This is a genomic window from Pseudomonas sp. p21, assembly GCF_001642705.1.
GTDB lineage: Bacteria > Pseudomonadota > Gammaproteobacteria > Pseudomonadales > Pseudomonadaceae > Aquipseudomonas.
The window spans coordinates 259,820-281,377 of the sequence record NZ_LWBV01000003.1; the positions used below are offsets into that span (position 1 = coordinate 259,820).

18 protein-coding genes are annotated in these 21,558 nt (G+C 65.9%); 1 reads left to right on the forward strand and 17 read right to left on the reverse strand.

Annotation, left to right across the window (positions count from 1 at the left end):
• Positions 1-42: 42 nt before the first annotated feature.
• The 4 genes from A4C63_RS10660 to A4C63_RS10675 are packed head-to-tail and all read right to left on the reverse strand — an operon-like array spanning position 43 to position 2,885.
• The gene (locus A4C63_RS10660) at positions 43-777 is read right to left on the reverse strand and encodes an amino acid ABC transporter ATP-binding protein (RefSeq protein WP_046615618.1); all 735 of its coding nucleotides are present in this window, start codon (positions 775-777) and stop codon (positions 43-45) included.
• Positions 764-1,411 (reverse strand): amino acid ABC transporter permease, encoded by a 648-nt coding sequence (locus A4C63_RS10665; RefSeq protein ID WP_063912638.1) that lies wholly within the window; start codon positions 1,409-1,411, stop codon positions 764-766. Before A4C63_RS10665 ends, A4C63_RS10660 begins: the two co-directional genes overlap by 14 nt.
• The gene (locus tag A4C63_RS10670) at positions 1,412-2,077 is read right to left on the reverse strand and encodes an amino acid ABC transporter permease (protein WP_063912639.1); all 666 of its coding nucleotides are present in this window, start codon (positions 2,075-2,077) and stop codon (positions 1,412-1,414) included.
• A gap of 22 nt (positions 2,078-2,099) precedes the next feature.
• Positions 2,100-2,885: a transporter substrate-binding domain-containing protein gene (locus A4C63_RS10675; protein ID WP_063912640.1), complete on the reverse strand. Its 786-nt coding sequence runs from the start codon at positions 2,883-2,885 to the stop codon at positions 2,100-2,102.
• 262 nt (positions 2,886-3,147) lie between these two features.
• Here A4C63_RS10675 and A4C63_RS10680 point away from each other — a divergent pair, with 262 nt between their 5' ends.
• A complete protein-coding gene (locus A4C63_RS10680) occupies positions 3,148-3,834 on the forward strand; it encodes a FadR/GntR family transcriptional regulator (protein ID WP_063912641.1) in 687 nt (228 codons plus the stop codon).
• Here the strand turns inward: A4C63_RS10680 and A4C63_RS10685 are convergent, their stop codons facing one another.
• The 13 genes from A4C63_RS10685 to A4C63_RS10745 all read right to left on the reverse strand — a co-directional run bounded on the left by A4C63_RS10685 (position 3,835) and on the right by A4C63_RS10745 (position 21,037).
• Entirely contained in the window at positions 3,835-5,217 is a 1,383-nt protein-coding gene (locus tag A4C63_RS10685) for an MFS transporter (protein WP_063912642.1), read from the reverse strand.
• On the reverse strand, positions 5,214-6,425 hold the full coding sequence (locus A4C63_RS10690) for an acyl-CoA dehydrogenase family protein (protein ID WP_063912643.1): 1,212 nt from the start codon (positions 6,423-6,425) through the stop codon (positions 5,214-5,216). Before A4C63_RS10690 ends, A4C63_RS10685 begins: the two co-directional genes overlap by 4 nt.
• A gap of 129 nt (positions 6,426-6,554) precedes the next feature.
• A complete protein-coding gene (locus tag A4C63_RS10695) occupies positions 6,555-8,267 on the reverse strand; it encodes an ABC transporter ATP-binding protein (protein ID WP_063912644.1) in 1,713 nt (570 codons plus the stop codon).
• Positions 8,264-9,127, reverse strand: a complete 864-nt coding sequence (locus A4C63_RS10700; RefSeq protein ID WP_063912645.1) for an ABC transporter permease — start codon at positions 9,125-9,127, stop codon at positions 8,264-8,266. The genes A4C63_RS10695 and A4C63_RS10700 overlap by 4 nt, the downstream gene beginning before the upstream one ends.
• The gene (locus A4C63_RS10705; RefSeq protein WP_063913070.1) at positions 9,124-10,110 is read right to left on the reverse strand and encodes an ABC transporter permease; all 987 of its coding nucleotides are present in this window, start codon (positions 10,108-10,110) and stop codon (positions 9,124-9,126) included. Before A4C63_RS10705 ends, A4C63_RS10700 begins: the two co-directional genes overlap by 4 nt.
• Positions 10,107-11,702: an ABC transporter substrate-binding protein gene (locus A4C63_RS10710; protein WP_370464227.1), complete on the reverse strand. Its 1,596-nt coding sequence runs from the start codon at positions 11,700-11,702 to the stop codon at positions 10,107-10,109. The genes A4C63_RS10705 and A4C63_RS10710 overlap by 4 nt, the downstream gene beginning before the upstream one ends.
• Positions 11,703-12,158: 456 nt before the next feature.
• Complete coding sequence (locus A4C63_RS10715) at positions 12,159-13,808, reverse strand: ABC transporter ATP-binding protein (protein WP_063912647.1); 1,650 nt, start codon at positions 13,806-13,808, stop codon at positions 12,159-12,161.
• Positions 13,805-14,653, reverse strand: a complete 849-nt coding sequence (locus tag A4C63_RS10720) for an ABC transporter permease (protein ID WP_063912648.1) — start codon at positions 14,651-14,653, stop codon at positions 13,805-13,807. Before A4C63_RS10720 ends, A4C63_RS10715 begins: the two co-directional genes overlap by 4 nt.
• A gap of 140 nt (positions 14,654-14,793) precedes the next feature.
• Positions 14,794-15,849 carry an NADP(H)-dependent aldo-keto reductase gene (locus A4C63_RS10725; RefSeq protein ID WP_063912649.1) on the reverse strand — a complete coding sequence of 352 codons (1,056 nt, stop codon included), beginning with the start codon at positions 15,847-15,849 and terminating at the stop codon, positions 14,794-14,796.
• A gap of 45 nt (positions 15,850-15,894) precedes the next feature.
• Complete coding sequence (locus A4C63_RS10730) at positions 15,895-17,244, reverse strand: LLM class flavin-dependent oxidoreductase (protein WP_063912650.1); 1,350 nt, start codon at positions 17,242-17,244, stop codon at positions 15,895-15,897.
• Between the two features lie 14 nt (positions 17,245-17,258).
• A complete protein-coding gene (locus tag A4C63_RS10735) occupies positions 17,259-18,503 on the reverse strand; it encodes an acyl-CoA dehydrogenase family protein (RefSeq protein ID WP_063912651.1) in 1,245 nt (414 codons plus the stop codon).
• 21 nt (positions 18,504-18,524) lie between these two features.
• Complete coding sequence (locus A4C63_RS10740) at positions 18,525-19,457, reverse strand: ABC transporter permease (RefSeq protein ID WP_063912652.1); 933 nt, start codon at positions 19,455-19,457, stop codon at positions 18,525-18,527.
• Positions 19,454-21,037 carry an ABC transporter substrate-binding protein gene (locus A4C63_RS10745; RefSeq protein ID WP_156510877.1) on the reverse strand — a complete coding sequence of 528 codons (1,584 nt, stop codon included), beginning with the start codon at positions 21,035-21,037 and terminating at the stop codon, positions 19,454-19,456. Before A4C63_RS10745 ends, A4C63_RS10740 begins: the two co-directional genes overlap by 4 nt.
• Between the last annotated feature and the right edge of the window lie 521 nt (positions 21,038-21,558).

The following is a 21,558-nucleotide window of genomic DNA, read 5'->3' on the forward strand; positions in this document are numbered from 1 at the left end:
CCGAATCGGCATTGGCGCCTTCGCAGGGCAACACGATGGCCCCTAACCCCCTGCCACGCTACCGATGAAGTTCGCCAGCTCTGCTGTCCGGGGGGCCGCGAAAACCTCGCGCGGATGGCCCGTCTCGTGGACCTTGCCCTGATGCATGAAGACCAGCTTGTCACCGACTTCCCGGGCAAAACGCATTTCGTGGGTGACCATGATCAGGGTCATGCCTTCACTGGCCAGCTGGCGCACCACACCGAGCACCTCATTGACCAGCTCGGGGTCGAGCGCTGAGGTGATCTCGTCGCACAGCAACACCTTGGGCGACATGGCAAGCGCCCGGGCAATCGCCACCCGCTGCTGCTGGCCGCCGGAAAGGCGGTCCGGGTAGGCGTCGAACTTGTCGCCCAGTCCAACCCTGGCGAGCATCTGTTCGGCCAACTGGCGGGCCTCGGCCTTGCCGGCCTTCTTCACCACCTGGGGCGCAAGCATGACGTTCTGGCCCACGGTCAGGTGAGGGAAGAGGTTGAACTGCTGGAACACCATGCCAACCTTCTGCCGCAGCGAGCGCAAGTCGGCGCGGCTGGCATCCAGGTATTCGCCATCCACCTCGATCACCCCGTCGCTGATCGACTCCAGGCCGTTGAGGGTTCGCAGGAAGGTACTCTTGCCGGAACCGCTACGGCCGATGATGGCGACCACCTCGCCCTCCTCGATCGCCAGGTCGACCCCCTTGAGCACATGGTTGTCGCCGTAGTACTTGTGCAATGCGGACACTCTAAGCAGGGGCATGCAGCCTCCTCTCCAGGTAACGGGCGCTCAGCGAGAGCGGGTAGCAAAGGACGAAGTAACCCACGGCCACCAGACCGTAGATCAGGAACGGTTCAAAGGTGGCGTTGGCCAACATGCCGCCAGTCTTGGTCAGCTCGGTGAAACCGATGATCGAGGTCACCGCCGTGCCCTTGACCACCTGCACCGAGAACCCGACTGTCGGTGCGACGGCAATGCGCAGGGCCTGGGGCAGGATCACATGGCGCAACTGCTCCAGACGGCTCATGGCCAAGCTGCCGGAAGCCTCCCACTGGCCATGTGGTATGGACTCGACGCAGCCCCGCCAGATCTCGGCGAGAAAGGCACTGGTGAACAGCGTCAAGGCGATGGCCGCCGCCATCCAGGCCGACACATCGATGCCGAACAGGGCGATGCCGAAAAACACCATGAACAGCTGCATCAGCAGCGGCGTCCCCTGGAACAGCTCGATGTAGCTCCTCGCCGCGCCACGCAGCAACCGGCTATCGGAGATGCGCGCCAACAGCAGCAACAGCCCGGCAATACCACCGCAGACGAATGCCACCAGCGACAGCAGCAAGGTCCATTGCAAGCCTGCGAGCAGGTTGCGCACGATATCCCACAAGGTGAAATCCATTCAGCGTCTCCCCATCAACGCGCGTCGACCGAGCCATGCCAGCAGTTGGCGCACCAGGATGGCCATGACCAGATACAAGGCCGTGGTCAGCAGGTATGTCTCGAAAGCCCGGAAGTTGCGCGACTGGATGAAGTTGGCAGCGAACGACAGTTCCTCTGTGGCGATCTGCGAGCACACCGCCGACCCGAGCATGACGATCACGATCTGGCTCGACAGGGCCGGCCAGACCTTGGCCAGTGCCGGTTGCAGCACCACATGGCGAAAAGCCTCGAAACGGCTCATGGCCAATGCCGCCGCAGCCTCCAGTTGCCCTCTGGGGATGGCCTGGATACCCGCCCGAATGATCTCGGTGGAATAGGCGCCAAGGTTGATCACCATGGCCAGTACCGCCGCCTGCCATTCCGTCAACCGAACGCCAAGCGCGGGCAGGCCGAAGAAGATGAAGAACAACTGGACGATGAAGGGCGTGTTGCGGATCAGCTCCACGTAAAGGCCGAACAGGGCATCGAACGGCCGTAGTCGCCAGGCGCGCACCAGCGCGCCAAGCACACCGATGGCCACCCCGAACAGGGTGCCGATCAACGTCAGCTCAAGCGTGAACACAGCCCCTTCGAGCAGCAGGCCGCCCTGGGCCAGCACCGGGGAAAAGTCAAATTGATAGGCCATGGGTCAGCGACTCCAGGGCCGTTCAAAGGTCGGCCGGCAATGGCTGCTTCAGCCATTTTTCGGCATTGCGGTTGAGGCTGCCGTCGGCCTTGGCCGCATCCAGGGTGGCGTTGACCTTCTCGAGCAAGGCCGGCTCCTGCTTGGCCAGGCCCACGTACACGGGCGAGTCCTTGAGCTTGACCTTCATCACCGGCACCTTGCCCGGGTTCTTGTCGGCAATGACAGCCATCACCACGCTGCCGCTGGCGATCAGCTCGACCTGGCCCGACAGGTAGGCGGCGATGGTCGAGTTGTTGTCCTCGAAGCGCTTGATGATCGTACCCTGTGGGGCGACCGCGGATAACGCCATGTCCTCGATCGAGCCACGCGTGACACTGATGGTCTTGCCGGCAACGGCACCGATATCGTCGACCGACGTCTCGGCCGGCCCGAACACTGCCAGGTAGAACGGTGCGTAGGGGCGGGAAAAATCGATCACCGCTTCTCGCTCGGCATTCTTGCCCAGGCTGGAAATCACCAGGTCGACCTTGCCGGTCGTGAGGAACGGAATGCGGTTGGTGCTGTTGACTGGGGTCAGCGCCAGCTTGACGCCGAGCCTGTCAGCCAGCAGTTGCGCGGTGTCGATGTCCAGGCCGCGGGGTTTGAGGTCCGGCCCTACCGAGCCGAAGGGAGGGAAGTCCTGGGGTACGGCGACCTTGAGCACGCCCCGGGCAGTGATGTCGGCCAGCGCATCGGCCTGGGCCTGGGAAACGCTCATGACGCCGCCGCAAAGCAGGGTGGCCAGAAACAGGGTACGGATGTTTTTCATGGAAAATGCCTCGGGTGCATGCGAAGAAGTTGCCTAGCCCGAAAAGCACAGGCCGTGCCAGTGTTGCCCGGCAGCCCCGCAATAGCCTTTCGCCCCTCGGCAGCACGCGGTCTTACTGGTCTGAACAGTTAGCGCCTGGCCGCTGCCTTCGCCCCCCTTTCGTGCAGCCACCTGCCCGATTGCGTCAGCGTGGGGCGAGACTTGCCAGGCAACCGCTAAAGCCTTTAAAAAGCGCAGACCCCTTGCCAGCTGGTCTGAACAGATGCTCGACACACTCCCCCGTGCAGTTCCGGAAATCGCTTTGCAGGCTATCCGCAGGCTGATCCAGGACGGCGACTACCAGCCTGGTGATGCCCTGCCCTCCCAACGTGACCTGGCAGAGCAGTTGGGTGTAAGCCGCGCCTCCCTGCGCGAAGCGCTGTCCTCCTTGAGCGCCTTGGGGCTGGTGAGCGTACAGCCGGGCAAGGGGGTATTCGTCCAGGCGCCGCCACCCGCTACCGGTTTCTCCTGGCCCTATGCCGAACAGGTATCCGCCGTCGATACCTTCCAACTGCGCTATGCACTCGAAGGGTTTGCCGCCGGCTTGGCGGCGCTGTACCTGACGGCAGCGGACATCGATGCGCTCGAAGCCAATGTCGAGTCGATGCGCCAGGAGCTGCGTGCTGGCCATTTCGAGGCCGCCGCGCGCCTGGACTTCGCCTTTCACCGTCGCCTGCTGGAAGCCAGCGGCAACCACGCCATGCTGCAGGTGATCACCACCAACCAGGACATTTTCCTGGAGAGCCAGAAGCTGCCGTTCATTCGTCCGGAACGCGCCATGGAGACTTGGCAGGAACACCGCAAGATCCTGCGCCAGCTTGCCCGTGGCAACCAGGCCGGGGCGCAGCGTGCGATGCAAGAGCATATCCGCAACGCGGCATCGCGCACGAACGTGGTGTTCGCGTGCTGACTAGTCCGCCAAACGCCGGAACACCAGGCCAGCGCCCCCGCACATGACAGCGCACAGCAACATCACCGTGGCGATATCTGCCACCGAAGTTTCGCTACGCCCGCCCAACCCGGCCAGCATCCCTAACAGCCCCCCTGCCAGGCTCACCGACATGGCCATGGTCAGCTGCACGGACATCGCCGACAACGAACTGGCCGCCGCCGAACGCTCACCGGGCACGTCCTGATAGCTGGCAGCCCCCAACGTCGAGAACTGCAGTGAACGCACCAGGCCTGCGGCGAACAGCACCGTAGCCATCAGCCACACAGCAGTATCACCATCGAAACTGGCGCACAGGGCAATCCCCACACCACTGAGCACGGCATTGCAACTGAGCACCCGTCGATAGCCGTAGCGCCGCACCAATGGCACTGCCAGTACCTTCATCAGCAGCGCGCCGACGCCGCCGCTGACCACCAGCCATCCCGCCGCCAACGGGCTCAAGCCCAGGCAGTTCTGCAGCAGTAGCACGATCAGGAACGGCTGGGCTGCCGACCCCAGGCGGAACAGCCCGCCACCCGCCTGGGCCACGCCAAAGCTGCGCAGGCGCAACAGCGACAGGTCCACCAATGGATTGGGATGTCGCCGCGCGTGCAGCAGATAGCCCAACGCACAGGCTACCCCACCGGCCACCAGCACCATCGCCCAGGCCTGCGGCAACTGCCCCAGCCCCAGCGATTCCAGGCCGAACACCAACATGGCCAGGGTCCCGCCGCTGAGCAGCAAGCCACGCACGTCCAACGGTGGCACCGGCCGTGCCGGATAGTCCGGTACATGACGCAGGATCAGCCAGCAACCGAGCATGCAGATAGGCAGGTTGATCAGGAAGATCCAGTGCCAGGACAGCACCGTCACCAGCAAACCGCCGAGCAACGGACCGACCAGCGGCCCCACCAGTGCCGGCAGGGCCAACCACGACATGGCCTGCAGCAGCTGCTCACGGCTCGACCAGCGCAGGATGATCACCTGCCCCACCGGTGTCATCAGTGCCCCGGCTGCCCCCTGCAGCATGCGCCCCAGGCACAGCTGCCAGAGCGTATCGGCCAGGGCGCAGGCCAGCGAGGCGCAGGTGAACAAGCCCATCGCCGACAACATGACCTGGCGCGGGCGAAAGCGCTCGGCGGCCCAACCGCTGACCGGCACGCACAGGGCCAGGGCAAGCATGTATAACGACACCACCAGATTCATGCGCAGCCCTGGCTCGCCGAAATCGGCGGCCATCCGCGGCAGGGCGGTCATCACCGCAGTGCTGTCGAGCAGTTCCATGAACAATGCGGCACCGATGATCACCGGCACCTTGGGGCTTTGCACATGGCCGGCCAGCAAGGCCGGCTGGGCAGTCAAAACAGCCCCGAGACAGGTGGGCGAGTGCCCTTGAGCTGCCAGGCACCGACCACCGCCGCCTTCCACTGGCGAGGGTTATGATTGGCTACGGTGCGGGCGTTGCGCCAGTGGCGGTCGAGGTTGTGCTGGCGGCCGGTGGTGGAGGCACCACCAACGTCGAACAGCGTTTGCGCAGCCTTGAGCGCCAGCTCGGCGACCAGGTACTGGGTTTGCGCCACCTCGATCGCGGCCTGCTCCACGGCGGCCTCATCCAGTTGCGCGGCCCAGGCCTTGTCGATGGTTGCAGCGGCCTTCAGGACCATGGCCTCGGCGCCATAGGCACGGGCAGCGATATCGCCTACCGACAGCTCTACATAGGGGTCATCCACCGAGCGGTTGGCCGTGCTGTGCTTGATCGGGCGGGCATGCTCGCGGGTGAAGCGGGTGGCATCGTCCAGCGCATTGCGGGCGATACCGGCCAGCACGGTGGCAAGGAACAGCTGCAGGAACGGCGTGACGATGGTGCGCTTGCCCTCCTCCACGGTGCGCGTGCGGATATCGCTGGCCTCGACGCGCACATTGCGCAAGTGGGTGGTGCCGCTGGCGGTCAGGCGCTGGCCCATGGCATCAAAGTCGTCGACCAGCTCCAGGCCCTCGCGGTCGCGCGGCAGGATGAACGACACCGGCTGCTCGTCCTCGTCCAGGGCAACGGCGCTGACGTAATCGGCGAACAGCGCCCCCGTGCTGTAGAACTTGCTGCCATTGGCGCGAAAGTGCTTGCCCTCGCGCACCAGGCGTGCGGCGATGGCGCCGTTGGCACCGCCCAGTTCCCAGCCGGCATTGCCAATCACCGCACCCTGGAGATAGCGTGCGAACCAGCGCTCGCGCTCCTGCTCGGCGCCGTCGGCCTGAGCGGCCAGCAGGCCTTCGACGAAGGCAAAACCTGGGCGCAGGGCCTGGGCCACGTTGGAATCGACCGAGGCGACTTGCAGCAGCAGTTCGATCACATCGCTGACAGTGCCGCCGGGGCCGCCGTACTGCTCAGGGATACGCACGGTGTAAAGCCCGGCTGCCGCAAGCTGGGCAATGGCCGCATGGGGCAGCTGGCGTTCGCGCTCGCGCTGCGCGGCACCTTCGCCGATTGCGGGCAACAAGGCCACGATGCGGGCCTTCAGCTCCGCGACGCTGGTGGCCGGAGCCAGGGTTGGGAAACGTTGAAATGTGGTCATGGTTCAGTCCTTTAAGTGCATCTTTCGTTTAAGCGACCCGAGCCTTGTGGGAGCAGCTGTCTTGCCAATGTCTTGAGGCTCGCGCGATCCCTGTGGGAGCCGCGCAGGGCTTGACGTCTCAGTTCACCTTCAAATCGCGATCTTCCACAGGCGGGTTTCGTCGAACAGGTCGAAGGCCTCGTGCACCAGGTCCAGCGGCGGCACCACCAGTTCGGCGCCGCTGCAGGGCAGGCGCGGCACCGCGCCGAGCAATCGCCGGGTGTATGCGTGGGCCGGGTTATCGAACAACTGCTCGACCGGTGCCTGCTCAACCACCTGACCGTGGCGCATCACCAGCACGTCGTCGCTGACATGGCGGATCACCCCCAGATCATGGGAGATGAACAGGTAGGCCAGGCCCAGTTCGTCCTGCAGGTCGGCCAGCAGGTCGAGCACCTGGGCTTGCACCGACACGTCCAGGGCCGAGACCGGCTCGTCGCAGATGATCACCTTGGGGTCGCTGGCAATCGCCCGGGCGATTGCCACCCGCTGGCGCTGGCCACCCGACAGTTGCAACGGTCGGCGCTGGGCGAGCGCTGCCGGCAGGCGCACCTGGTTGAGCAGCACCGCGATGCGTGCGGGCCTGGCGGGTGCCTCGATGCCGGCTACCTGCAAGGCGTCATCAAGAATCTGCGCCACGCTCCAACGCGGGTCGAACGAGCCCAGCGGGTCCTGATAGATCACGCTGATCTCGCCACGCAACGGCCTGCGCACGGCCTCGCTCACAGCGTTGGCCGGGCGGTTCCAGGGTTGCCCGCGATAAAGCACCTCACCCTCGTCGGGCTGCAGCAGGCCGAGGGCGATGCGTGCCACGGTGGTCTTGCCCGAGCCGGACTCACCGACAATGCCCAGGGTGCGTCCGGCACGCAGGGTGAAATCGACACCCTGCACCACCTGCCGCACCAGCCCGTCCGGGCCGAGGTAGCGCTTGCCCAGGCCACGGCCTTCGAGCAGCACGTCGCTGTGCGAACGTGCCCACGGTTGGCTGCGCACGCCAACCCGCTCGGGTGACAGCCGGCTACCGCGCGGGTGCTCGGCCGGTACTGCCGCCAGCAAGGCCCGGGTGTAGGGGTGACGCGGCTGGCTCAGCACCTGCTGCATCGGCCCCTGCTCCACCACTTCGCCATGGCGCAGCACCACCACCTCATCGGCCAATTGTGCGACCACTGCCAGGTCGTGGCTGATGATCAGCAGCGAGGCGCCACGGGCCTTGATCTGCTGGAACACCTCGAGAATCTGCGCCTGCACGGTGGCGTCCAGTGCCGTGGTCGGCTCGTCGGCGATCACCAGCGCAGGGTCCAGGGCCAGGGCACTGGCGATCAGTGCACGCTGGCGCAGGCCGCCAGACAACTGCCCCGGACGCTGGCGAGCACGCAGCTCGACATCCGGCACGCCTACTCGCTCGAGCAACTCATGCACACGTGCAGTACGGGTGTGGCGGTCACCGTATCCGTGGGTCTGCAGCACTTCGAGAATTTCCTTGCCCACAGGTCGCAACGGGTCCAGCGACACCAGCGCATCCTGCAGCACGAAGCCGATGTCCTTGCCACGCACCGCCCGCCACTGCCGCTCGCTGAGGTCGAGCAGGTCATGGCCGGCGAAACTCAGGCGACGGGCGCTCACTTTCGCTCGCGCGCCGGCCAGGCCGACCAGGCAGCGGGCACTGACGCTCTTGCCCGAGCCGGACTCACCAACCAAGGCCACGCATCGGCCCGGCGGCAAGGTGAAAGACAAATCACGGACCACGCTGCCGTCATCAAAGGCCACGTTCAGTCCTTCGACGGTCAAGGTCTTGTCGCTCATGGCAGGCGCCCCTCCAGACGTTGTTGGATGTAGCGGCCGGTCACGGTGGTCGCCAGGGTTGTGAGGACGATGAACAGGCCAGGGAAGAAGGTGAGCCACCAGGCATTGGCGATGAAGTCACGCCCCATGGACAACATGGTCCCCCACTCCGGCGCCGGTGGCCGCGCGCCCAGGCCGAGGAAGCTCAGCGCCGAGGCCCAGACGATGGCCTGGCCAACGCCCATGGTCAGCGTCACCACCAATGGCCGCATGGCATTGGGCAACAATTGGCGCAGCACGATGCGCGAAGTTGGGTGGCCCAGCGCCCGCGCCGCTTCGATGTAGCCGGCGTTGCGTACCGCCAGCACCTGGCCACGGACCATGCGCGCGTACCCCGGCGCACCGCCCAGCCCGGTGGCGACGATCAACGGGCCGACGCCGCTGCCGAACACCGCCACGAACAGCAACGCCAGCACCAGGCTGGGGAAGGCGAACAGCACTTCCAGCAACCAGCCCACCGCTCGGTCCAAGCGTGCGCCGCCAAGGCCACCGAGCAAGCCGAGGGCGATGGCGATGACCATGGAAATGGCCGTAGCCGCCAGGCCGATCAGCAGGCTCTGCCGGGCGCCGTGGATGATCCGCGCAAAGATGTCGCGGCCTGACTGGTCAGTGCCCAGCCAGTGCGCCCAGCTGGGCGGCTGGAAAGCCTCGCGCGGCACAATGGCCAACGGGTCGATGCGGGTGAACAGGCCCGGCGCCAACGCAGCCAGAAGCAATGCGAACAGGAACAGGATCGCCAGGCTTGCGCCCAGCGGCGGCAGTTTCAGATGACGCTGCCGGCGCAACGGCGCGAGGGCTTGATCATGGGTCAGGTCTGTCATGCTGCAGCCTCCTGCTGCCGAGGGTCGATCCACTGGTACAGCAGGTCGACCAGAATGTTCGCCAGCACATAGCCAGCCGCAACAACCAGGCTTATACCGATCACCAAGGGCAGGTCCTGGGCCTGCACTGCCTGGTACAGCTGGCGGCCCACCCCCTTGCGGGAAAAGATCACCTCGCACACCACCGCACCACTGATCAGTGCGCCGATGGCCCAGCCCGACAGCGACACACCTGGCAGCAAGGCATGGCGCAAGGCGTGCCGAAAGCGCACGGCCAGGTCACTGAGGCCGCGTGTACGGGCGGTCAGGATGAAGGGTTGATCGAGGGTGAGTTCCAGCGACTCGCGGGTAACCTGGGCGATGAAGCCGGCCAGCGGAATCGCCAGGGATAACGCCGGGAGTATCAGGCTGGCGAAACTGTCACTACCGGCCGGCGGGAACCAGCGCAGGCCGAAGGCGAATACCGCCAGCAGCACCACGCCGAGCCAGAAGTGCGGCAGTGCCGCGCTGAGGGTTTCTGCCAGCGAGGCGATGCCGCCGACCAGCCTGCCGCGCCCGGCGGTGACCACTGTCAGCAGCAGCACCAGCACCCAGGCCAGCAGCAGGGCGGCGATGGTCAGTTCCAAGGTCGCCCCGCCCTGCTCGGCCAGCACCCGGGTCACCGGCAGGTGCTGCGAGTAGGACACCCCCAGGTCACCTTGCAGCAGGCGCCCGAGGTAAAACACGTACTGCACGGCCAACGGCTTGTCGAGGCCGTACTCCACCCGTGCGGCTTCAATCGCTTCGGGCGTCGGGTTGCCGCTGGGGCCGCCGAGAATCGCCAGCACCGGGTCACCCGGCATCAGCCGTAGTGCGAAGAAGGTCAGGGTCGCCACCGCCCACAGCACCAGCACGCCGCCGGCCAGGCGGATGGCGGCGCGCCGGCCCAGGGCGGCCAGGCGTTCGCGGCGCGGGTCGGTCACTGCGAGTGTCGTCGTAGTCATTTGTTCACCCATGCGTCATAGAGGTAGGTCACCGCCAGCGAAGGCTCCAGTCGCACGCCATGGGCGGTCTTGTAGATACCCAGCCGCGTGCTTTGCGGGTACGTGGTGAGTTGCAGGTACTGCGCGGCAGCCTGTTGCTGCGCCTGGAAGTAGCGCTGGCGGCGCAGGTCCGCGTCCTGGGTGGCCAGCGCACTGTCGAGCAGCGCGTCAAAACCGGGGTCGGCATAGCCGGAGGAGTTCTGGTGGTAACCGCCAACCCCGGCCGGCTGCACGAAGGCGGTGGTGAAGATGATGCGTAGCACATCGGGGGTGTTGGTGTTCCAGTAGCCGATGCGGATGTCATAGTCCCAGGCGGCCTGGCGCGCGGTGACCTGGGCATCGCTCATCTGGTCCAGCACCAGCTCAAGGCCTGCCTGGCGGGTAGTTGCCTGCACCTGTTCCCACAGGGTCAGCTCCGACGGCGGTGTGCGCGCACCGATCAGCACGACGGCGCGCAGCCGCTGGCCGTTCCTGGTGCGGTAGCCTTCGCTGTCGCGGCCGGTCCAGCCAGCCTCGTCGAGCAGCCTGGCAGCGCGGGCCGGGTCATAGTCCTGGCCGCGCTCGAAGTCACCGCTGTAGAACGGCGTGGCCAAGCTCAACGGGCCACCGGCGCGGGGGAACTCGCCGAAGTACACACTCTTCAGCGCACCCTCGACATCGGCGCTGCGAACGAAGGCCTCGCGCACACGGATGTCGTCGAACGGTGCGCGGCGCAGGTTGAAGGTGCCGTTGGTGGGGTTCCCCGGGCGCTGGGCAATGATCAGTTCCACGTCCGGGTTGCGCCGTGCAGCTTCGTGCGATTCTGGTGGCAACGCTTCGATCACATCGACCTCACCGGCCTGCAGCGAGGCGAAGCGCACCGACGGCTCCTGGATGAACTTCCAGACGATGCGATCAAGGTACGCAGGGCCCTGGTGCCGAGCGGTCGGTGGCGCCCAGTTGTAGGCCGGGTTGCGCACCAGTTCCACCTGGTTCTGCCGGTCCCAGCGCACCACCTTGAACGGCCCGCTGCCGACCGGGCTTTCGCAGTTCTGGTCACGGCTGCGTTGCAGTGCGGTGGGCGACTGGATGCCGAGAAAGCCCTGGGCCAACACTTCGAGGAAGGCCGCATAGGGCGTCGCCAGGGTGACTTCGGCAGTGTAGGTGTCGAGCACCTTGGTGCCGCGGTATTGGCGGATATAGCCACCAGCGGTACTGGACTGGGTCTTGGGGTTGGCCATGTGGTCGAGGTTGGCCTTGACCGCTTCGGCATTGAACGGTGTGCCGTCGGTGAATTGCACGTCGCGGCGCAGGTGGAAGGTGTAGCGCAGGCCATCTGGCGAGACCTGCCAGCTTGTCGCCAGCCAGGGACCGATCTGGCCGTTGCTGTCCATCGACACCAGCGAATCGAGGTACTGCTGGGCAACGAACACCTGCGGCATGTCGCCAGCCACATGCGGGTCGAGGCAGGTGGGCTCGCGGTCGGTGGCGTAGACCAGGGTGCCGCCCTGCTGTGGCGTGGTGCTTTGCGCGGCGGCGTGCTGTTCGGTTTTTTCGCAGCCGAGCAAGGCCAGTGCGGTGCAGAGCGGGATCAGGGGGAGGATGGGTGTGTTCAAGGGCGCTCCTGCGGGGACTGGGCTTCGATAGGCCTGTTGCAGGAGTTGTGCCGGGTTCAAGGGATTGATTTTGCTGGGGTTTGCCGAGGGTGAGGTGCTGTTGCGGGGGCAAAGTGTCCGGGGGGTGTTGGTGGGGCGACAGTGAACTGTGTTTTGTTTGTGATCGTCGATGCCTCTCCTGAGATTTCCCGATTGGCTGTTCCTGCCACTTCGCGGGCAAGCCCGCTCCCACAGCCTTGAAGCCTGTAGTGATCCTGTGGGAGCGGCTTTAGCCGCGAAGAATCCAACACGGTGCATGGCACCGGCTGCGCCGGTGTTCGCGGCTAAAGCCGCTCCCACAGTGTCCCTGCACATTTAATGAGTCATGTGCAGTTCTACAAGAGCGGCCTTGCCCGCGTCAGGGCTGGCACGGGTTTACACCGCAATCCGCGTAAACCAGCTTGGCCGCGCCGCCGGAAGATGAGGCACGGCATCGAGCAAGGCACGGGTATAGGCATGACGCGGCTGGCCAAGCACCCGGGCTGCCGCCCCTTGTTCCACCACCCTTCCCCCTTGCATCACCAACACCTGGTCACTGACCTGCTCCACCACCCCAAGGTCGTGGGAGATGAACAGGCAAGCCAGGTTCAACTCCGCCTTGAGCTCGGCCAGCAATGCGAGGATGCGCGCCTGCACCGACACATCCAGTGCCGATACCGGTTCATCCAGCACCAGCACCCTGGGCATCATGGCCAGCGCCCGGGCAATCGCGATGCGCTGCCGCTGCCCGCCCGACAACTCCAGCGGGCGACGATCGAGCAACCCCACCGGCAACTGCACCCGCTCCAGCAACCCCGCCGCCTCGGTGCGCTGCAGCGCACGCGGTACACCTGCATGCGCCAGCGCCTCGGCCAATACCCGCAACACGGTGTAGCGTGGGTCGAACGAAGCCAGCGGGTCCTGAAACACCATCTGGATCCCCTGCCGTGCCTGGCGCCGCTGCGCGGCAGACAACGCAAGCCAGTCCTGCCCGGCCAGTTGCAGGCTGCCTTGCTCCGGCCGCTCCAGCCCCAGCAGGATGCGCCCCAGCGTGCTCTTGCCGGAGCCGGACTCGCCCACCACGCCAAGGGTTTGCCCGGCACGCAACTGCAGGGACACATCGCTCAGCACCTGGCGCCCCCGCCCGTCCGGCCCGACAAAGGCCTTGCTCAGGCCGCGTGCCTCCAGCACCACGGGTTGCTTGTCCACGGCATCCTCCACCAGCGCCAGGCCCGGCGCCGCCGGACGTTTGAAATGCACCGCCCGAGCCGCGCTCAGCAGGCGTTGGGTATAGGGGTCCTGCGGGTCCTGCAGGATCTGTTCGACACTGCCCTGCTCCACCACCAGCCCATGACGCATCACCGCCACCCAGTCGGCCAGGCGCGCGACCACGGCCAGGTCATGGCTGACCATCAACAGGCTGTTGTCGCGCTCGCGCAGTTGCTCCAGCAGGTCGAGAATCTGCGCCTGCACCGTGGCATCCAGCGCCGTGGTGGGCTCGTCAGCGATCAACAGGCGCGGCTGACAGGCGATAGCCGAGGCGATCAGGGCGCGCTGCCGCAGGCCGCCGGACAGTTGCCACGGGTATTGTCGGGCGCGGACTTCGGGTTCAGGTACGCCGACTTGGCGCAGCAGTTCGAGCACCCGCAAGCGTCGCTGTTCAGCAGACAGGTCAGTGTGCAACAGCAGCGGCTCTTCGATCTCGGCGCCGACGCGCCGCAGCGGATCGAGCGAACCCAGTGCATCCTGCATGACAAAGCCGATACGCCCACCGCGCAAGCGCTGCCAACCCGCTTCGTCGACCTGGCGCAAGTCCTGCCCGGCAAAGGCCAGGCGCTGGGCCTGCACGTGGGCACCCACCCCGGTGAGGCCAACCAGGGTACGCGCCGTCACGCTCTTGCCCGAGCCCGACTCGCCTACCAGCGCCAGGCACTGTCCGGCGTGCAGTTGCAAGTCGACGCCGTGCACCACCGGCACACCGTTGAAGCTCACGCGCAAGTCGCGGATATCCACCAAGGGTGCCGGGTGCTTTTCGAAGATGCTCATGGGTTTCTGCCCTCGCTACGGCGCAGCCAGTCGCGGCCGATGACGGTGATGGAAATGACAGTCAGGGTGATCGCCAGCGCAGGCCAGGCCATCAGCCAGGGCGCGTTGGCCATGAAGTTGCGCGCCACTGCCATCATCGCGCCCCACTCCGGCGCGGGAGGTGGTGCGCCGAAGCCGAGGAAGCTCAGTGCGGCGGCGGCGGTGATGGCGCTACCCAGGCCGATGCAGGCCAGGATCAGCACGGGTTGCACGGCGTTGGGCAGCACATGCCAGAACACCACTGCCAAAGGCCTGCGGCCCAGCGTGACCGCTGCCTCGACGAAGCTGGCACGCCGGATGGTCAGGGCCTGGGCACGCACCAGGCGGGCATAGCGCGGCACCGAGGCGATGCCGACGGCGAGGATCAGGTTGCTGGTGCCTTGGCCGAACAGGGTGATGATGACCAGCGCCAGTAACAGGTCCGGGAAGGCCAGCAGCACATCGACGGCGCGCATCAGCAGGTTGTCCAGCCAGGCTGGAGCGAGGCCGGCGAGCAAGCCGAGCAGCGTGCCCAGGCCGAGCCCGACCAGGGTGGCGGCCAGGCCGATGTAGAGCGATGGGCGGGCGCCATGGATAAGGCGGCTGAGGACGTCGCGGCCGTTCTCGTCGCTGCCCAGCCAGAAGGCGGGGCCTGGCGGGTGGTAAGCCAGGAGGGCGTCGGCGGCCAACGGGTCGGTTGGCGAGAGCCAGTCGGGGAAGGTTACTGCCAGCAGTATCAGGCCCAATATGATCCAGGCCAGCGTCAGGCCTGGGCGAATCTGCCACCTGCTGGTCACTGTGTCTGGTATGGATACGATTGCGTTCATGTCTGTCCTTCTTGTGTCGCCTGTACCGGCCCATTCGCGGCTGAAGCCGCTCCCACAGGATCACCGCAAAGGCTGAATCCGTGCGGTCCCTGTGGGAGCGGCTTCAGCCGCGAACAAGGGCGAAGCCCTTGCCATGTGGGCTACGGGGCCGGGTTGGGAATACGGCGGTGCACGGCCTGGATCTCGGCCAGCACTTCATCGCTCAATTGCACATCCAGTGCGCTCAGGTTCTCCTGCAACTGCAACAAGGTGGTCTGCCCGGTGATCGCACTGGCCACGAACGGCTGGCGTATGACGAACGCCAGGGCCAGTTGCGCCGGTGTCAGCCCATGCTCCCGTGCAATCAGCACATAACTGGCAATCGCGCTGTTGGCCTCCTCGCTGCCATAGCGATTGAACGTGCGATACACCGACGACAATCGCGAACCCTCCGGCCTTGCCCCGTTCAGGTACTTGCCGGTCAACGCCCCGAACGCCAGCGGCGAATAGGCCAGCAGGCTGACCCCTTCGCGATGGCTGAACTCCGACAGGCCGTTCTCGTACAAGCGATTGAGCAGGCTGTACGGGTTCTGGATGCTGGCGATCCGCGCCAGGCCCTTGTCCTCGCTGTGCCGCAGAAACTGCGCCACACCCCACGGTGTTTCGTTGGAGACACCGATATGGCGCACCTTGCCGGCCTTGACCTGCTCGTCCAGCACGGCAAGGGTTTCTTCGATGGCTGCCGTTTGCGGATGGTCGTCGACGTAGGGGTATTCACGGATACCGAAGAAGTTGCTGGTGCGGTCGGGCCAGTGCAGTTGGTAGAGGTCCAGGTAGTCGGTCCGCAGGCGGCGCAGGCTGCCCTCCAGGGCCGCGACGATGGTCTTGCGGTCGTGATGCGACAAGCCATCGCGGATGTGCGCCTGGCCACCGGGATCGCGGGCCGGGCCGGCGATCTTGCTGGCCAGCAGGACTTTGTCGCGGTTGCCGCGGGCAGCGAGCCAGGTGCCGATGTAGCGCTCGGTAGTGGTCCAGGTTTCAGCACGGGTGGGCGTGGGGTACATCTCGGCGGTGTCGATGAAGTTGATGCCTGCAGCAAGGGCAGCGTCCAGTTGCTGGTGAGCATCCTGTTCGCTGTTCTGGTGCCCCCAGGTCATGGTGCCGAGGCTGAGCAGGCTGACTTGCAGGTTGGTGTGGCCGAGTGGGCGGTAGCGCATGGTATCGAGTCCTTGGATGATGCGTTGATATCTGGGCGGCAGCCCTCAGACAGCCCGTGCGGTCTCGCGCCGGGCTTGTGCAAACTGGTTCGCTGCTTTCGGCAATCCCAGGTGATCGCGCAGGGTGGTGCCGGTGTATTCGGTGCGGAACAAACCGCGTTTCTGCAGCAGCGGTACCACCTCTTCGACGAACACCCGAGCACCTGACGGGAACATGTCGGGCATGATGTTGAAACCATCCCCCGCCCCTGCCAGAAACCACTCGGCCAAGGTATCGGCAACCTGTTCCGGGGTACCGACGGCCAACCGGTGCCCGACCAGAATCCGCCGCGACAGCTGGCGAATGGTCAGGTTCTCACTGCGCGCCAGGTTCAACTGAGCCTCCAGAAAACCATGCGACCCGCGCTCGAAATCCGCCACCGCGCCAATCCGTTCCCATGGCAATGGCGCATCCGGGTCCAGCTCGCTGACATCGATGCCGATACGCCCCGCCACCTGCTGCAACAGGCCGTGCTCGCCATGCCAGGCATTGAGTTCGTCGAAGCGTGCATGGGCCTCGGCCTCGGTGCTGCCGATCACGGTCGACAGGCCGGGCATGATCTTCAGGTGCTGCGGGTCACGGCCCCAGGCTTTGGTCCGCGCCTTCATTTCCCGATAGAACGCCTGCCCGTCAGCCAGGGTGGTCTGAGTGGTGAAGATCGCATCGGCATAGCGTGAACCGAGCGCCTTGCCACCTTCGGAAGAGCCGGCCTGCACCAGTACCGGCCTGCCCTGCGGCGAACGCGGCAGGTTCAGCGGCCCCTTGACCTGAAAGTGCTTGCCCTTGAAATCCAGGGTGTGGACCTTGGCCGGGTCGGCAAAACGGCCGGTGCTGCGGTCACCGATGATCGCGTCCTCCTCCCAGCTGTCCCAAAGTTTCAGGGTCACGTCGACGAATTCCTCGGCCCGCCCGTAACGGTCCACATGCAGCGGCGCACCCGCCAGGCCGAAGTTCTGTGCTGCCGCATCACCGGCATTGGTCACCACATTCCAGGCCGCACGGCCGCCGCTGATATGGTCCAGCGAGGCGATTCGCCGGGCCAGGTTGAAGGGTTCGTTGTAGGTGCTGGAGCAGGTCGCGATCACGCCGATGCGCTCGGTGGCGGCCGCCACTGCGGTGAGCAGCACGGTCGGCTCCAGGCGCCCGCCCGGCTGGGCGGACACATCCGGCGGCAACGCCGGGCCATCGGCTAGGAAGATCGCATCCAGGCAGCCGCGCTCGGAAATACGCGCGATATCGCGGTAATAGTTGACGTCGATATAGGCGTCGATTGCCGCCTCACCCTGGCGCCAGGCGCCGGAATGCGAACCGAAGCCGAGGATGTTCATGCCCAGGCTCATCTGTTTCGTGGTCATGCCGGTTCTCCTGATCAGACTGCGCTGGCTTCGTCGCCGCTGCCCTGCCCTTCGCTGGCGGTAGCGTGAAGGGCGCGCCAGGCCTGAGCCGGGCTGATGCCATTGAGGTAGTAGTTGCCCAACGCCTGCTCGCGGTAGATCGCCGGGTTGTGCGAAGCCAGGGTCCGGGCATTGCGCCAATGGCGGTCGAGGCGCCGGGCATTGCTGGTGGCCGATGCGCCGCCGACTTCGAACAGCAAGGTGCTCGCTTCCAGCACTTGCGGCAGGACGATCTGCTGCGCCTGAAAGGCGTGGATCTCGGCGTCGGTGTAAAGCTGCTCGGCCACCTCACCCTGCTGCCCGGCTTCGTACACCGCCTGCAGGCTCTGGCCCACGGCGGTGACTTGCGCATCAGCGGCGAAGGCCAGGCTCGACAGCCGGCCGATCACCGCTTGCACCCGCGGGTCTGCGGCCGGCTGCGACTGCCCCGGCACACCAAAGGCACGGGTGCGGCCCTGGACGAACGCTACGGCATCGGCCAGCACTGCACGGCCGATGCCCGCCAGGGTGGCCAGGTGCACCGCCTGGTAGAACGCGGTGAGGTAGGATTCGGCGCGCAACTCGCCCTTGGCAAAACGGCGCAGCAGGTGCTGCGGCTGCACGCTGACCCGGGTGAAACGGGTGGTGCCACTGCCGGTCAGGCGCTGGCCGAAGCCGTCCCAGTCATCGACCCGCTCCACGCCCGGCGCACCGGTCGGCACCACGAGGCTGACAAAGTCGTCGCCATGGTTGGCCACTGCCGCCACCCAATCGGCGTACAACGTGCCCGTGCAGTAGTACTTTTCGCCGTCCAGGCGGTAACCGCCCTCGTCTTCGCTCAACTGCACGGAATTGCCGGTACTGTCGGTGCGTTCGGCCATGGCCGCGCCCCACAGTTCACCGGCGACCACGCGGGCGAACCAGTAGTCCTGGGAGGCGGCGTCGCCGGACGACAGCCGCCCTTCGACGAAGCCGAAGTGGGCGCGGAAAATCTGCGGCAGGTTGGAGTCGGCCTGCCCCAGACGCACCAGTTGGCGCAGCAACTGCGGCAAGGTTGCGCCTGAGCCACCGTGGCTGCGCGGCACGCGCAGGGCACCGAAACGGGCTTCGCGTAGCCAGGCCACCGGCTCATGGGCCAGGGTGCGCTGCTGCTCGCGGGCCACCGCGCCTTCGGCGATACGCGCGTAGATCGGCGCAAAACGCGCGTCCAGCTCGGCATCGGTAATCGTGGTTTGACTCATGATGGTTCCTTTCAGGTGAATTCAGGAGCGTGCGGTGCGCGGGTCGATGGCCTGGGTCGCCAGGTCCACCAGCAGGTTGACCAGCACGTAGATCGCTGCCGCCAGCAGGGTGACGCCGAGCACCAGTGGCACGTCCTTGGTGGCGGTAGCGTCGAGCATCAAACGGCCAATGCCTTGGCGGCCGAACAGCAGTTCCAGCACCACGGCACCGCCGAGCAGGCTGGCGAACACGTAGCCGGCCAGGGTCACCAGCGGCACCAGGGCATGACGCAGGGCATGGCGCAGACGCACAGCGATATCGCCCATGCCACGGGCACGGGCCTGGGTGATGAAGGGTTGTTCCAGCACCTGCTCCAGCGCCTGGCGCAACACCTGGGCAAGCACCGCCGCGATCGGCAGCGCCAGGGCCAGGCTCGGGAGTACCAGCGAGCGCCAACCGCTGGACCCGGACGGCGGCAACCAATGGAAGTAGAACGCAAAGGCCAACAGCAGCAGCGTGCCGATCACGAAGTTGGGCGCCGATGACAGCAACAGCTCGATGCCCGACACCACCGCCCGCAAGCGCCGCCCACGGTTGGCGGTGAGCAGCGCCGAGGCTACCGCCAGCAGCACTGCCAGCACCGCCGCGCTGCTGGCCAAAGCCAGGGTCGCGGCGGCCTGCTCGCCAATCGCCTGGCTGACCGGTATGCGCAACCGGTACGACTCGCCCAGGTCGCCCTTGGCCAGGCGCGCCAGGTAGTGGCCGTACTGCACCCACAGCGGTTGATCGAGGCCGTACTCGGCACGCACCTGGGCCAGCAGCGCTTCGCTCGGCATGGCATCCGGGCCGCCGAGGATCGCCAGGGCGGTGTCGCCACCACTGTGCTGCATTCCGAGGAAAGTCAGGCTGGCCGCCGCCCAGAGCACTATCACACCGTCACGCAGGCGGCGCAGCAAGATCGACAGCAGCTTCATGGTTGCTCCTTTGCCAGCCATACGCTGGTGAACAGGGGAACATTGTGCGAACCATCGAACAGCACGCCGCCGATTGCGTTGCGGTAGGCCAGCAGCATCTGGCTTTCCACCGAAGGCACGGCCGGCACGGTCTCGCCCAGGCGTTGCTGGGCCTGGCGATACAGCTCGCGGCGTTGTGTCGGGTCGGTGCTGCGCCGGGCATCGCCAAGCAACCGGTCGAGGGTGGCGTCACGGAAGTGGCCGACGTTCTGGCCGATCATTCGTGCGCTGGGGATGGATTGACTGTGGTAGAGGATGAACAAGCCATCGGCCGTGTTGGTGTGCCAATAGCCGCCGCCGATGGCGTCGAAGTCGCCGCGGTAACGCAGCTCCATGACCTTGCTGAGCGGCAGCAACTCGATGCGCAGGTCGAAGCCGACCTTGCGCAGGTCCGCCTGGGCTGCCACCGAGACATTGGCCGGGAACGCCGGGTTGTCATAGGTCAGCAAGGTCGCCCCGAGGCGCTGGCCACCACGGGTGCGATAGCCTTCGGTGTCACGGCCGGTCCAGCCGGCAGCGTCGAGCAGGCGCCCGGCTTCGGCCGGGTCGAAGGCCAAGGCATCGCGGGCCACCGGGTCATAGCCGGGCGTATTCACGGCCAGGAAATCCCCCTTGGCCAGGTACTCGCCGAAGCCGGAGATCCACGCCAGGCCATCACGGTCGATGGCCTTGGCCACGGCCTGGCGCACCCGCACGTCATCGAACGGCACACGCTCGACATTGAAGGTAATGCTGCGCGACGGGTTGCCCTTGCGAATGCGGTTGCGCAGGGTCAGCTGCGGGTTGGCGCGGATCGCTGCGGCATTCTGCGCCGGTGCGTCCAGGGCCATGTCGTTGTCGGCGGCTTCCAGCGAGGTGTAGCGGATCATCGCTTCAGGCACGTAGCTCAACTCGATGCCGTCCAGATACGCCTCGCCCTGGTGGTTGATCGCTGGCGGCGCCCAGTCGTATCCCGGGCGACGGACAAAGCTGGCACGCTGGTCGCGCACCCAGCCGGTCAGCACGAAAGGCCCGGTGCCGATGGGCTGACTGGCGATGGTCTTCGGCGCTTCGAGGATCTGCCGCGGCGAGATCATCCCCAGCCAGGCCTGCGACAGCACATCCAGAAACGGCGCATAGGGCGCACGCAGGGTCGCCTCGAAGGTGTATTCGTCCACCACCCGTCCCTGCAGGTACGGCGCGATATAGGCGGCGGCCAGTGGCGACTTGGTCGTCGGGTCACGCATGTGTTCGAGGTTGACCCGCACGGCCTCGGCGTTGAAGTGCTCGCCATCGCTGAACGTGACGTCGTCACGCAGGTGGAAGGTGTAGGTCAGGCCGTCGGCGCTGATGTCCCAGCTTTTCGCCAGCCACGGCGTGAGGGTGCCGTCCTCGGCCTGGTACACCAGGCAATCGAACAGGATGCGGCCCATCCACTGCATGTTGCCATTGGACAGCGCGTGGATATCGAAGCTGCCGGCGTCGCTCGCCGCCGACACGCGCAGGGTGCCACCACGCTTGCCGGGCTGCTGCTCGACGAAATCGCTGACCGGGTAGCGCATCACGCCGTTCACTTCGCTGAGCGCTTCGCCCTTGAGCAGCGCCTGGCTCTGCGCGGACGTGGCGGGTGGGCAGGCTACAACTAACAGCGCAGTGGCCACCAGGCATGTATTGAATAATCGGCAATTCAGCTGCACAACGGGCCCTTTATATAGACGGCTACATAAAGGGCTATTGCAGTTGTCGTGCCAGCGCTAACACTGCGCATTCATTGAGGTTAGTTCAAACCGCCTGACGCATTAACCATACAAACTGTTTCATCCCTGTTGCGCTGACAACATCCAACCCTGTGGCAGCGGGCGTGTCGAGGCGTCGAACCGCCGCGAACACCGGCGCAGCCGGTGCCAGCCACCGCGCTTGATGCTTCGCGGGCACGCCCGCTCCTACAGGTTGCGCCATAGCATTCGGATATTTGGATATAACCTGCACTGTTCCGCAAACAACAGGGGCGCAACAAAATTTGCTGTTTTATTCAGCACTTCACACTAATACATTGGCCCCACCCCCAAACTTCCGGCCTTTC